The sequence below is a fragment of the Chitinophaga pinensis genome, assembly GCF_007896845.1.
Lineage (GTDB): Bacteria > Bacteroidota > Bacteroidia > Chitinophagales > Chitinophagaceae > Chitinophaga > Chitinophaga pinensis_C.
The window spans coordinates 44,712-59,050 of the sequence record NZ_VOHS01000032.1 but is presented as its reverse complement, the minus strand read 5'-3'; the positions used below and the strand labels follow the sequence as shown (position 1 = coordinate 59,050).

General features: G+C 43.0%; 10 protein-coding genes. 2 read left to right on the top strand and 8 right to left on the bottom strand.

What is annotated here, in order from left to right:
* Positions 1–465 precede the first annotated feature (465 nt).
* The 3 genes from FEF09_RS34925 to FEF09_RS22915 all read right to left on the bottom strand — a co-directional run bounded on the left by FEF09_RS34925 (position 466) and on the right by FEF09_RS22915 (position 5,356).
* Positions 466–768, bottom strand: a complete 303-nt coding sequence (locus FEF09_RS34925; RefSeq protein ID WP_186774472.1) for a RagB/SusD family nutrient uptake outer membrane protein — start codon at positions 766–768, stop codon at positions 466–468.
* A gap of 370 nt (positions 769–1,138) precedes the next feature.
* Positions 1,139–1,813, bottom strand: a complete 675-nt coding sequence (locus FEF09_RS22920) for a RagB/SusD family nutrient uptake outer membrane protein (protein ID WP_146307270.1) — start codon at positions 1,811–1,813, stop codon at positions 1,139–1,141.
* 15 nt (positions 1,814–1,828) lie between these two features.
* Complete coding sequence (locus FEF09_RS22915; RefSeq protein ID WP_146307269.1) at positions 1,829–5,356, bottom strand: SusC/RagA family TonB-linked outer membrane protein; 3,528 nt, start codon at positions 5,354–5,356, stop codon at positions 1,829–1,831.
* A gap of 456 nt (positions 5,357–5,812) precedes the next feature.
* Here FEF09_RS22915 and FEF09_RS22910 point away from each other — a divergent pair, with 456 nt between their 5' ends.
* Both FEF09_RS22910 and FEF09_RS22905 read left to right on the top strand, forming a co-directional pair.
* Positions 5,813–6,346, top strand: coding sequence for a sigma-70 family RNA polymerase sigma factor (locus FEF09_RS22910; RefSeq protein ID WP_146307268.1), 534 nt, complete (start codon positions 5,813–5,815; stop codon positions 6,344–6,346).
* A 75-nt stretch (positions 6,347–6,421) separates the two neighbouring features.
* On the top strand, positions 6,422–7,528 hold the full coding sequence (locus tag FEF09_RS22905) for a FecR family protein (protein ID WP_186774470.1): 1,107 nt from the start codon (positions 6,422–6,424) through the stop codon (positions 7,526–7,528).
* 128 nt (positions 7,529–7,656) lie between these two features.
* Here FEF09_RS22905 and FEF09_RS22900 read toward each other — a convergent pair whose 3' ends face one another.
* The 5 genes from FEF09_RS22900 to FEF09_RS22880 form a co-directional block, all read right to left on the bottom strand.
* Positions 7,657–7,869: a hypothetical protein gene (locus FEF09_RS22900; RefSeq protein ID WP_012789928.1), complete on the bottom strand. Its 213-nt coding sequence runs from the start codon at positions 7,867–7,869 to the stop codon at positions 7,657–7,659.
* Between the two features lie 73 nt (positions 7,870–7,942).
* On the bottom strand, positions 7,943–9,028 hold the full coding sequence (locus tag FEF09_RS22895; protein ID WP_146307266.1) for a sensor histidine kinase: 1,086 nt from the start codon (positions 9,026–9,028) through the stop codon (positions 7,943–7,945).
* Between the two features lie 54 nt (positions 9,029–9,082).
* Entirely contained in the window at positions 9,083–9,643 is a 561-nt protein-coding gene (locus FEF09_RS22890) for a chemotaxis protein CheB (protein WP_146307265.1), read from the bottom strand.
* Positions 9,644–9,666: 23 nt separating this feature from the next.
* Entirely contained in the window at positions 9,667–10,488 is an 822-nt protein-coding gene (locus FEF09_RS22885) for a CheR family methyltransferase (RefSeq protein ID WP_146307264.1), read from the bottom strand.
* Between the two features lie 15 nt (positions 10,489–10,503).
* Positions 10,504–13,926, bottom strand: a complete 3,423-nt coding sequence (locus FEF09_RS22880; protein ID WP_146307263.1) for a response regulator — start codon at positions 13,924–13,926, stop codon at positions 10,504–10,506.
* Between the last annotated feature and the right edge of the window lie 413 nt (positions 13,927–14,339).

The following is a 14,339-nucleotide window of genomic DNA, read 5'->3' as shown; positions in this document are numbered from 1 at the left end:
TCTATCCATATGTAATGAGGAATATATCTATGTGGAAACATGGAAAATATCTATCATTCGACCCTTACTATCATTTGTGGCAGTGACTATTTTAAATCCCTGATAACTGATTTATCAAACAATTGTCTGACTGTCTCCTGACGATCACTTGTAATAGTAATTATTTGCAGTTCCTTCCCGAATTTATCCTGCATAGCCTGAAGCCGCGGAAACTGTGCCAGACAAGGTTGGCAAAAGGATGCCCAGAAATCATCAATACAGCCTTTCCTTTGAATTCAGACAATCTGAATCCAGACTTTTTATAGTTCAAGACATTATGGAAACGGAGATCAGGTATTTTTTTGCCGCGCATGGGTCGGGCAATCAGGTTACTGTATTTGTCAATGGTTCTTTTTCCTGCGCATGCGCTTCTATCGCTAAAAAATAGGCAAACAATAAAAATAGGTATTTCTGCATAACTATTTTTTATCTCACATTTTGTTCTATACCACTTAATTCTATTTTCATCATCCGGAATAGGAAATACATAACGGGAATCACCTGGTAACAATTGATAAGTGCACCATTTATTTTTCTGACAATTGTTTTTGCAAACCGCGGATCTTTATTGAGTCGTCTCAGATCTGTCCACCTACGACCACGAAATATCAATTCTTTCCGTCTTTCTCTCAGCACTTTTAACAATGCATCGGCCCCGTCAGTGGCTGTCATATCTGCATATGTGCCAGTCACCCACCGTGATCTCAGCAGTGTGTTCAAATCTTTCATAGCGCCCGCACGTCTCCGATTCTTGCAAGACATTCCGCCCTGTTAAGTATTACTTCATCAACGGCAAGACCGCCAAATTGCAAAAGCGTACTACCTGAATATGTCCCTTTAAAAGAAACATTCCACTTGCATTTTGCCGGAAAAAAAGCGTCTTTCTAAGATCATTCGCTTCAAATTGATTATACAGCAAAGTGTCTATAGGGCTATTTGTTGCACTCAACAGACCACAGGTTGTCATAGCAGCAGTGAATAACACATCAGCATTAAACTGATCAAAAGGCAGATTCGATACATTTTCCACAGTATTATAATCGAGCAGATTGTGATAAATGGCCAGCGAACTGTCTGCAAAATCTTTGCTTTCCCGTAGTTACCCAGGCCAAGATAAATTCTGCTCAATAAAGCAAAGGCGGCCACACGAGAGGGCCGGGTTTATACATGGGTGTATCAGGCAGTAACTTAGCGGCCTGCGCCAAATCATCAAAATCATTTCATAAGTCGCCCTGAGGCTGGCACGTGGAAATACTTGTTGAGCGTCTGCCGTTGTTCTTAGCGGTAAACCAGGATCAGAAGAAGCCCCTGAACTATCATATGGTTTTGTAAATAGTTCCGCCATTGTATAAAAAGATAGTGCCCTCAGGAATAAAGCCGACCCCTTTACGTTATTATAAGCCTTCGTTCCCGGCGTGGTGTTAATGCCCGTAAGTGTTTCCAATACAAGGTTAGAATAATTGATCCTTGTATATCCTCCCCAGTCTAATGTTAGATCAGTTGCGGTAAAGATCTCATTTCCCCATATGTATGCATTGCGTTGTCCATTTGTTGACAATGAATTAAATCGTACATCCGTTATGTAGTAGTTGTCAGCGCCAGCTTCCGTATATGCCGGTATGTTATTATTATTAGCATCTGTATTATCCAGCAATGCCTGCAGATCTTCCAGGGTCTCTGGAATAAGCCTCGACTCATCAGGTTTGAGATCTAATTTTTTCGTACAAGCCTGAAGAAACAGATACATAAAGAGAAAGAAGAGGTATTTGTACATGATCCTATATTTAAATTAGAAACTGAGCTTACAGCCCAGCGACAAAGTACGGGAGACCCGGTTTCCTATAAGGTAGTCAGGATCTATATCTGATTTATTAGCCTTCCAGATAAGCCCGGGATTATTGGCGTATAGGTAAACCTGTATATATTCTGCTCCGATTCGTTTTAACAGAACGTTATTCATATTATAACTCAGTCTGATATCCTGTAATCTGATATGATCTCCTTTCTCAATGAGGGCAGCAGAATACTGATAAAACACATCTCTGTTTGCATCAGCAGGATATACCATTGAAGGTACATTTGTATGGGTTTCATCTCCCGCCTGCTTCCATCTGTCAATAAAATCTTCATGTCCGGACCAATTGCCGAAAAGGTTACTGTATGCAATAGAAGTACGTCTGAAGTAATACCTCATTTTAAATGCAAAATTTATTGACAGCGTTAATCCTTTATAGGCGATCGTGTTACGTAATGCACCAAATATGGTTGGTCTTGCCGGACCATAATACTCAATATCAGCAGCGTTATTCGTACGGGTGATATTATTGTATTCTTTACTGATCTTTCCATCCAGATAGCCTAAAGGATCACCGGTTTGCGGATCAAGCCCCGCCCACCTGTAAGCATAAATTCCATATACCGGTCTTCCCAACACAGGATATATAGTGGAGATAGTGCCATCACCACCTGCAATGGCTCCCCTATATGGTCTGACGTATTTAAAGCCGGTAATCTTATCCCAGTTATAGTTAAACAAAAAATCAGTAGTCCATGATATCCTACGGTTAATATTTATAGAAGATAAAACAATGTCTAACCCGCCTCCCTTCATGTTTGCTGAATTGTTGGTGATCACTGTAGTACCAACCTGACTTGGTAATAATTGATCTCCTATTAATTCTTCTCCCTTCTTTTTGTAAAATTCAATGCTTCCGTTTATAACATTATTTCTGGTTTCAAAATCGACTCCTACATTAAACATAGCCGACTTTTCCCAACGTAGATAAGGGTTAGGTTGCTGGCCGACTACCGCTGCAGGTATTCCAACTATAATGGGATTCTCATAATAACTAATCACCAGTTTACCAGACATATTCGGATCGTAATTCCCATTCTTACCATACGTTGTCCTTAATTTGATCAAAGGCAAGGCTTTCCATTTATAAAATTCCTCATTGCTGATATTCCAACCCAATCCCGCCGACCATAAAGGCACTCCCTTCTGATTAGTAGAGACTCCCCAGATATTACTCTGGTCCAGACGGGTGCTGGCAGTCACTATGTATCTGTCATTCAACTTGTATGACGCATCGCCATAGTAAGATATAAATACATTATTGTATCGGTTTATGCTCCTCTGACGAGGAATATAACCTGCTTCGCCGAGATACATATATCCATCATAATAACGGGAGTAATCCAATGCGGAACTATACGCATTTGTTTCCTTATTATAACCGAGATAATTGAAGCTTCGTCCCTCATTTATCGTCTCACGCTGTTCTACTCCAGCTATTGCAGCAATTACATGACGACGCCTGAAACTTTGGTTAAAATTCAATTGTGCCCGATAGTTATTGGTAGTAAGCTCATTACTAATCTCATCCAAAATAGCACCAACAGGTATAGGATGTAGCACTGTACCATTTTCCACCTGCGTAAAAATATTGATCATAGATCGGGGGCTATAACTGGCAAGGCTGTGATACTCCTTCGTTCTGGATAACTGTTTTTCAAACTGGTACCTGATCTCCGCAACCAGGCCTTTAAAGATGTTAACCTTCAATCCCGGATTCAGACGAATGTGGTATTGTCGTGTCATATTATCCGCCAACTTTAACTCGTCTAATGGTCTGTATGTCCAGTCCAACAATCCCTCCTCATGCAGATTACTGATAAAACTATAACGGAAATCCTTTGGTAAAGCCAGTGCATTGCCGTTAGCGTCTGCCAGTTGCGCATAAGGATAGTATACACTTTTTCCTCCACCCGGCGATATCAGATCCATCAGTCCCGCATTACTATTATTCATCACAAACGATACCCCTGTCGATAACTCCACCCTATTCCAAAAATTAAACGTACTGTAGTTATTCAGCGTAAACCTATCTGACGAAGCTCCCACCTTATTACTTAGATTCCTGTCATATCCTACCGACAACATATACGCGCTTCTGTCCCCTCCTGAAGTGATATTCACCGCATACTGCTGACTCACACTATTCCTGTACATATACTTTTCATAATCCTTTCTGATGTCCAGATGTCTATATTTATCAATGGCAGCATCGGCTTCCGCTGCAGATATTAATCCACTTCTCTTTTTATCCAGTAACTCTACTACCGGTGAGATAACAGGATAAGTAAATGTATTAGACAAATCATCATCGTAGAATCCCTTATCAAAAAGGAATTGCTCCACATCTATAAATTCATTCGCAGGCAGAAAAGCACGATTGTAATAAAGATCAGGCTTCGCGCCGACAGTAATGTTCATATTGGCTTCCACCTTAAGTGGCTGATTCAGTTTACCTCTTTTAGTCGTAATCACGATTACTCCATTTCCTGAAAACGCGCCCCAGATAGATGCGGCAGCCGCATCCTTCAATACGGTGATATTATCCACATCATTAGGGTTTAGCAGGTTGATATCGCCTGTGTAAGGAAAATTATCTACGACGATCAGTGGTTGCGCATTGGCAAGAATAGTGCTTCTGCCACGTACAGAAATATAGGCTTCATTGGAATAGGGAGGAATATTTTTATTGGGGAATAACACGCCACTGGCAATACCTTCCAGCCGTTCCAGTACAGTGGCACCTACTCTGCGGTTGAACAACTGATTATTGATCTGCACAAAAGATCCTGTTGCCCTTTCCTGTGGTATCTTCTCATAACCGTTGCTTCTCACAGCGACTACGGCCAGATCTGTGATCATGGGCTGTAGTACAACATTGGTTGAAACCCCTGATTTCAGGTTGATCTCCTGAGACTTAAAACCGGTATAACTTACGCGGATCAGCGTATCACTGCCATTTGTATTAAAGAAGAAAAGTCCTTTTTCATTGGTTCTTGTAATGGCTGCACCTGTAGCTGCTACACTGATACTGGCGCCTTCCAGTGGCGTACCATCGGACATACTGATGATACCTCTGGCAGTATACACCGGTGTTTTTACATCTTTGCGCTCACGTTTATTATCGTTCTCTCCTTTATAAATGAAGATCTTACCAGCCTTCACTTTCCACGCATATCCTTTTTCAGGTAAGATCTTTTCCAGCACCTGTTGTAACGGTACATTATCCATATGTACGGTCACTTTAAGTTGCCCGTTAACAATTTGATTATCGTAGAAAACAATATATCCTGTCTGTTGCGAAATGATATGGAAAAAATCAGCGAGTGGGATGTTATCATATTGCAGGGATACTCTCTGCTGGCTGCTTTGGTCCTGTGAATGTGCAGGATGAATAGGGATGATAAGTAAAACAAAGACCCCGAGGCTGTATAAAATACAGTCCCAACAACGGTGATACATAATTATCAGAAATTAGAGTGGTCAATAAAATCGTTTACTCCACAATTGCACTGGTCTGATCTGATGATACTTTACATGGTAACAGTGTGTCAAGTAGTATTGTGACATTTTATCCAAAAAAGCTTTAGCGAAAAAAATTTTCTTTTTTTGGGCAAACCTTAAATCCAACTCCGGTGTTTTAACGTATATATACTCAGTGCCATAACAATCTCAATAAAAGACATCCACGATTACTAGCTTTACCCAAAGAATTAGAAGACAAGCATTTACAAGACTGTAGCATTGTTAACGTACTTACATCAGGATCGTATTTACAAATCATTAACATGAGTACCCATAAGTTAATTTCAAAATAACATCTATGTGTTTAGTACTTTCGCCCCGCTTTTTAAACAGCAACATCAGCATACAACGGGCATTCAGCATCACATTCGTAAATAGTAAAGGGGTTATATAATGCGTCATGCGAATACTAACGATCTGCAAATGGCAGACGATAATGTCACATACGAGACTATATTCCAAAACCATGCAAAAGCCCTTTGGGCAGAAGCTTACAGGCTATTGAAAGATAGTCAGGAAGCCAAAGACATGGTACAGGACCTGATTATTGAAATATGGGAAAAACGTTCATTGGCAAACGTACAAACCAATATAAGGTCCTACCTGTTCCAATCTCTTCGTTACAAATGCTATAGGCATATCAGAACAAAAGACTCCGAAGAGCATAAGAAAAATGCATGGTCATTCTTCCAGGATTTTGTCACCAAAGCAGAAAGCAGCCTGGAAAGGGAAGAACTTAAACGTTCCATCTCAGCAGCAATTAAAACATTGCCGCTGCAATCCTCCAATATCTTTACACAAGTATATATTGAAGGAAAGAAAAGAAAAGAAGTTGCACTCGATATGGGTCTCTCTATTAATACTGTGAATGTACATATTCACACCGCCTGCAAAAAACTACAAGAGAAATTAAAAAAAATCTTATAAGTACTAAAGCTTTATTACTGGTATTGTCACATTGAGAAGTACATGCGCGAAAGAAATGACATATACGAGTTATTATTGCTTAAGCTTACAGGCGGTTTGAATGCCGAAGACGAAGCCAGAGTCGATGCGCTCATCCAAAAAGATGCAGCAGTAGCCGACAAATGGAAAGAGCTTCAGCAGTTCTTCCAGGAAGATGAGCAGCGCAGGAAAGATTTTGAGACAATGTCCTCCGCCGAAATCATGGAGGGCGTAATGGAAAGAAGGGCGTATTACAAACCTACCCCCTTTCCATTTAAAAAGCTATTAATCGCAGCCGCTCTCCTCGGAGCAGGGGCATTTGGAATATACCAATTCACAAAAACCAACCATACCTCTAAAGTCCTGGCTGACAGTCATAAGCAGATTCCGCCGAAAAGTGTCTACCTTGAACTCGAAAATGGTGAGATCTGTGATCTCTCCCGCAATGAGCAGCACTATAGCATTGAAGAAGGAAACGTGATACTCAACACCAGTAATAATACGCTGACTATCATTGCGGATAAAAACAACAGCGGACTAAATAAACTGATCGTACCTCCCGGTAAAGACTATTCCATCGTACTTGCAGACGGCACAGTAATTCGTATGAACGCAGGTAGTACCCTGCAGTTCCCCTTCGGATTCAATGGCCACACCCGTGAGATTACACTCAGTGGAGAAGCATATGTGAAAGTAGCCACAGCAGCAGAACAGCCGTTTACAGTACACACACCCACAGCCACCATACAGGTGCTTGGTACTGAATTTAATGTAAATACTTATAATGTGGATAAAGCGGCCATTTCCCTCGTACAGGGCGCCGTTAAAGTCCTGGCAGGTGAGCAGGAAGTAGTACTCAAACCCGGCTTTGAAGCAGAATATACTACTCAAAAAGGCATCAATACGCGTCCATTTGATAAAAACAACGTACTTTCATGGCTCGAAGGGAAATATACGTTTAACAAAACACCTCTCAAAGACATCATTCCTATATTAGAGAGGTGGTATGATGTTAAAATCGTACCTGACAATCCCGCCGTTGCAGAAAAGACCATTAATGGACAAATCGACAAGTCTGAAGGAATTGAGTCATTCCTGGAGACACTGAAGATCATCCGAAGTGCAGAATACTATTACAAAAATGATACTATACATATTAAATAGTAACTCCCGGTGTTTTACGGGGCAGATACTATAAACTTCGTTTACGAACAATGCAAAATGAAATACCGGTACTTTATTCCTTTAGTGCCGGTTTTTTTTATGCCCCTTCGTAAACGGATCTATATCAATCAATAAGCTGGTCGCTTTCTTTTGGTCTTCTTTTCAGGATTCTCTAATCGCTCGTCCAGTTGCTCATCTGTCATCTCCCACTCAGCTTCATCAGCGGCGGATTCAGTTTCATCAAATGCACCTCCCGATCCGGTATGTAGTATCTCTTCCTCATTACCGGTTGCGGATTTCTGCTCATTGTCCCTGTCTGAATATAAATAAAAATCTGTCATACACATATTGAATGGGCTATTCCTATCATTCAACTATTAATTTATGCTTTTTTTTCGTTACCTGAGCGCTTTTTTATCTCCGCCACTGAAAATGAAAACTACTTCCATGCCCCAATATGGACTCTACCCAGACCTTCCCACCCTGGGTTTCTACCAGTAATTTCAGGATGTTGAGCCCGATACCAGTGCCTTTGTCGTCCTCATTATCCACCTTTTCAAAAAGCTTAAAAATGCGCTCATTGTCCTTTTCCTCTATACCCGGACCATTATCCTTAACGTAAAATTCATAGAAATCCCCGTCCGGTTTTCCTCCGATCGTAATCTCTGTCTTCTCCTTATCATTGTACTTAATCGCATTACTCAGCAGATTCTGAAAAACCTGCTGTAACTTCTGGCGACTTGTATGTATCACCGGCATTTCCCCTTCCACCTGTATCTGCACCTTCGCAGGCGGGAACAACAGTTTTATCAGCTGCTGTAACAGCTCGTTCACATCCACATCCTCCTCCTTATGCCGGAACTGTGTCTCGCGACTGTAATCCAGTATAGCTGTGATCATATCTGCCAGCTGGGTAGTGGCGTCGATCGCCATATCCGTATATTCTGACAGGAATGTTGACCTGATAATCTCTTCTTCTTCCTTCATCAACAGTAAAAGACCGGCAATACCGGATAAAGGCGACTTCAGATCATGCGCCACCACATGCATAAAACGCTCCAGCTGACCATTGATCAGTTCTTTGTCTCTTAATGCCTGCTTTAATTCATGTTGAAAGAAAAAGAGTCGCTCGAAAACGTCTACCTTGGCACGGGTCACGTTAATATCTAAAGGCTTGGACAGGTAATCCACCGCTCCCTTCTCAAACCCCTTCAGCACATAATATTCGTCCTTATTGATCGCTGTAACGAAAATGATCGAAATATCACGGGTTTTCGGATTCGCTTTTAATAACCGTGCTACCTCAAATCCATCCATGTCGGGCATCTGCACATCCAGCATAATCAGTCCTATATCTTCATTCTTCAATACCTGCCTCAGTGCGTCATTTCCCGATGTAGCCTGCAAAAAAGCCCTGTTATCAGCAAGCAGCATCTGTTCCAGAGACAGCAGGTTTTCCATCCGGTCATCCACCAGCAGAATAGTAAATTTCTTAGTCATCCTTCTAAATTCTTTTAACGGCTATTTTGATCCTATATACGACGATTTATACATTTACGTTTCACCAATTATAAATTTTTTAATATCTTCCACCCCCATGGGCAGCACTCCCGGACACATATCTATAGCAGCCTGCGGCATCGCATCAAAAGAAGCCGTACGCGGATCCTGTACCAATCCGGTTCCTCCCGCCGCCATTATCTGACAGAGCCCTTCCGCTCCATCTTTATTGGCTCCGCTCAGCAAGATACCCAAAGTCCTCGCTCCATATACTTCAGCGATACTACTAAATGTCACGTCAATGGACGGACGACTATAATTCACCAGTTCAGAATAATCCAGCATAAAGGTCCGCTCCGCTTCCACCATCAGATGATAATTCTGTGGCGCAAGGTAAATACAATGCTCCCGCACAGGTTCTTTGTCCTCCGGTTCCACGATCTTCCTCCTGCTCGATAATAAACGGCCCATTTCACTCTGCACATTCCGGAGACGATGCAATACAATCACAACCGGAGGCGCCAGTTGATGAGGTAATGCATCAAGGATCTCAGTCAGCACTAACAGGCTACCTGCCGATCCACCAATGACTATAACGTCAAATCTGTTGTTCATACACGGTAATAATCTATAGTCTGCTACTCTTTACGCCGGTATATCTTATGCTGGGCATGTACTACTTCAAACTTCCGGTGAATATCCGCAAAACGCATCGTTTCCTTGATGCCCATCGCCAGATACCCACGGGGAGATAAACTGTCGTAAAACAACTGCAGGACGGCGTTCTGCAATTCCCGGTTAAAATAAATAAATACATTCCGGCAGCAGATCAGCTGAAATTCATTAAATACTTTATCTGTCACCAGGTTGTGCTGGAAAAATACGATATGCTCTCTCAGTTCTTTTTTGATCAGCACATTGTCATATCTGGCGGTGTAATAATTAGAAAAGTCTCCCAGTCCGCCGGACTGAATATAATTCTGTGTAAAGTCTTTCATGTTGTCCAGCGGAAGAATCCCTGTGACAGCTTTTTCCAGATTAACAGGATTTAAATCAGTCGCGTAAATCTTCGTACGGCTTAACAGCCCGGCCTCCTGCAGGAGGATGGCCATGGAAAACACTTCTTCCCCGGTAGAACAACCAGCATGCCATATTTTGATATTGGGGTAAGCTGCCAGTTTAGGCAATACCTGTTCACGTAATGTACGGTAGAACTGGGGGTCCCTGAACATTTCCGTAACATTCACTGTGATGTACTGTACCAGTCTTGAAAAGAATTCCTGGTCATTAACCAATCTGTGCTTCAGATCAAAAACGGAACTTAGCCGCATATGCCCCATAAAACGGAGTAAACGCCGTTTTATGGATGCCTGTGCATAGCCGGTGAAATCGTACCCGTATTGTAACCTGACAATGTTAATGATATCCAGGAAATCTGCATTTGAGATATCCTCTTTCATAACAAACAATAAGATTTACACCATCCACACACGCATGAGTGATAAAAGTTTACTGCTATCAATCGGTTTGGCAATATAATCAGAAGCACCTGCTGCAATACATTTTTCCCGGTCGCCGGCCATTGCCTTCGCAGTGAGGGCTATCACCGGCAACGACTTATAACGGGCATTTGCCCTGATCCTGCGCATCGCTTCATAGCCATCCATTTCAGGCATCATAATGTCCATGAGCACCAGCCGTATGTCATTGTGCTCTTCCAGCCGTTCCAGTGCTTCCTTGCCGTCTGCCGCTGTGATGACGTCGATTCCCTGTTCACCCAGAAGGGCACTTAGAGAAAAAACATTACGCATGTCGTCATCTGCCAACAGTATTTTCTGTCCTGACAATGTGTTTTCTGATGCTAACAGTTCTGCTTTCAACTGAGGGGTCGTCTCCTGCAACTTATACAGGAACAGTTCCAGTTCGTCCATTAGTCTGTCGGTCGAAAACGTAGAATTTCTTACAATAGCTGCTGCTTCCTTTTTCAGTTGCAGTTCATCTGCTTCTGAAATATCATGATCAAGATAAACAATAATAGGCATTCCTTTATTTGTAGCCAGCTCTCTCAGCCTGTGCAGTTTATTCAGACCATCGGCTATGTTGGTCCCTGCATCCAGTATGACCGCATCATAGCTCTTCTGCTTCAGTTCCCGGCCCGCCGCCTCCAGATCACTTACACGATGATACTGCGTATGCAACTGCCTTTCATCACTCATCGATTGTAAGGATGGATGATGCAACAATACGCCATCAGAGACAACCAGTACTTTCTTAAACCTTGCCTGCAACCGCTCACTGATACCAGTAAATACAGACTCCATATCTGTCACCTGCAAAGGCTTCTGCGTATAGCCTTCCACTTTGTCTCTTACCTGCAGAGAAACCTCCCCGGCCGATATGACATGAACGAGTATATGCTGCAGATCTTCATTGCTCTTCAGGATCTTCAGAATGCTGTTGCCATCTATCAGAGGTAAGGTCATATCTAATAATATGGCCGCCGGCAGATATTTACGGGCAAAGAACAATCCATCATTTCCGTTTAAAGCCACAATCGTCTTATATCCTTTCTCTCGTGCAAAGTCCCGCAGGATCGTTGCAAAACTGATATCATCTTCAATGATCAGTACCAGCTTATCCTGCTTACTCAGCCTATCCCTGTCATCATCCACCTGAGGCGCCTCTGTTGCAGGCGGCGGTGTTACTGTCACTGGCAGGGGTGCCGGTACCTCTTTTACAGGTGGCGGAGCCGGAACAAGGGGCTTGTCAGTTGTTTTTTGCACCGGTACTATCCCATCCATTTTCAACACAACCGTGAAGGTACTGCCCTGTCCTTCCCTGCTTTCCAGTCTGATCTCCCCTCCCAGCCTTTTCATCAGCTCTTTGCTGATAGAGAGGCCCAGACCGGTACCACCATACTTGCGGCTCGTAGATCCATCTGCCTGACGGAAGGCCTCAAAGATCAATTGTTGTTTTTCCAGAGGAATACCGGTACCGGTATCACTTACCGCAATATGTACCCCATCTGCTGCTGCTGTCACCCGCAACTGAATAGTCCCATTTTTGGGCGTAAACTTGAATGAATTGGACAACAGATTCTTAACCACCTGTTCCAGACGTTGCCTGTCCGTCTGCACGGTCGCAGGCACACCTGCGGCTATTTCCGTAGAGAAATGTATACTCTTTTCGTCTGCCACCACCCTGAACAATTGCTCGAGGTCACCCACCATTGCGCTCACAGATACCGGTTCTATCTGCATCTCTACTTTACCGGCTTCTATCTTCGAAAGATCAAGAATATCATTGATCAGTTTGAGCAGGTCTGATCCCGATTTGTGAATAATACCGGCATAATCCACCTGCTTGCTACTCAGATTACGGTCTTTATTCTCTTCCAGTAACCGTGCCAGTATCAGTACGCTATTCAGCGGTGTGCGCAGCTCATGCGACATATTCGCTAAAAACTCCGATTTATAGCGGCTGCTCTGCTCCAGTTCCTCCGCTTTCAGGGAAAGCTCCTGTCTGGCAATTTCCAGCGCCTTGTTCTGTACCGTCATCTCATCATTGATCTGACGCAATTCTTCCTCCTGTACGCGCAGCTCTTCTTCAGAAGCCTGTAATATTTCCGACTGACGGGTCAGTTCTTCATTAGATTGTCGCAATTCCTCCTGCTGGGTTTCCAGAATCTCCTTCTGCTCCTGTACCCGCTCCAGCAGTTGCAATATGCTGGCGCGGCTGTCTGCCGCATTTATCGCTACAGCGATAGCATGTGAAGTCGTTTTCAGCAAGTCAGGAGTACCGGGATATAATTCTCCAAAAGCCACCAGTTCCATCACACCTATCAGTTCCTCATTGTGCCATAACGGCAAATAAACAATCGATCCCGGCTGGGCACTGCCGCCACTTGTTTCGATATTCCAGTAAGTGGCCGGAATACGTTCTATAATAGTGATATCCCGTTTAGTAGCCGCATGACCGGTTATGCCTTCACCCAAAACATACTCTTTTTTCACATTTGCCGGCAAAGCGATACCCGAACACAACTTTAACGTATTGTCATTCTTTTCAAAAATATAAAAAGCACCCGCAGGTACTTTCAGATACTTTACCATTACTTCAAGACAACGGGTCGCAAGGACACGTGTCTCCATCTCCCCGGTCAGACTATCATTGATATCAGATACTCCTGTCAATAACCAGTTCTTTTCACTTGTCTGCTGATTCAGATCTTCCACATCTTTCAGCCGTCTGCGCAATTCCTGCTGGATCTTCATCCTGCTGGATAACTCCCGGAAAGACACGATCATCAGGGCAGCAGCGATCAACAGGATCAGCACCGTATTTACAATGAGCATGGTCATCGCCCTGCCAACAGACACTTCGTTGGAAGCTGTTCTGCTGATCAGCAGAAAACGCTCGTCTGATATGATTTCCGTGATCTGTGCATGTACACTGTCCAGATGCTGACGTTCTTCCTGTGTTACCTTCATCGGATTGCCGAACATATTCACGGTATCCTTCCGAAGCCCCTCCCAATAATTCAGCAATGATATCACACTGTTCTCCAGTCTGCCCGCCTTCCTGTACTGAGGCGCATTATCCGCAACCAGCTTCCGCAGATCACCCGCCATAGGCAGCACCTTGGGACTCGTCTGAAAATAAGGTTGCAGAAATTTATTAACACGGGTACTGCGGTAAGCAGCCCCCGCCGACTCGATTTCATAGATGTACCGGTTAAGGCGCTGTGCAGTAGTGATGACCTCGTAAGAATGCTCTACCCACTTTCCCTCAGTTCGCTGATGGTTGAAAGTGACATATGAAAAAATACCCCCGGCGGTCACAAAAATAAGCGCTAAAGCGAAGCCAAGATACAGACGAAGTTTTAAGGTATTTTTCATATCAAGTAAGCGTGCAAATAGGATGATGACAATACGACCGGACAAATATAGGGAATAGTCGCTGGCTGTGCTACTCCACCTTATGTGCCATATATATTTCTAAGGATAATATGGATATCTTTAAAGATAGCCGCGTAACTTTGAAGTCTGATTAACGCAACTGATACATCCAATACCTCCAATAAGTTATATTTTTTTACAATGTAATTGTATTATTAATTTTTTCGTTTTGGTAAATCCCTGGACGGTGTTTTTCAGTATATATAGGGATTAAGCCATTAAGACTTTTTGAAAGGAATACTCCCCTGTAAATGACAGATTACAGCAGATACTTTCAGCCACTAACATTGACACTTTAATACCTTTGAACAATGCTGAAGGATCAAAATTTCCACCAGCTGCTCTTTACACAA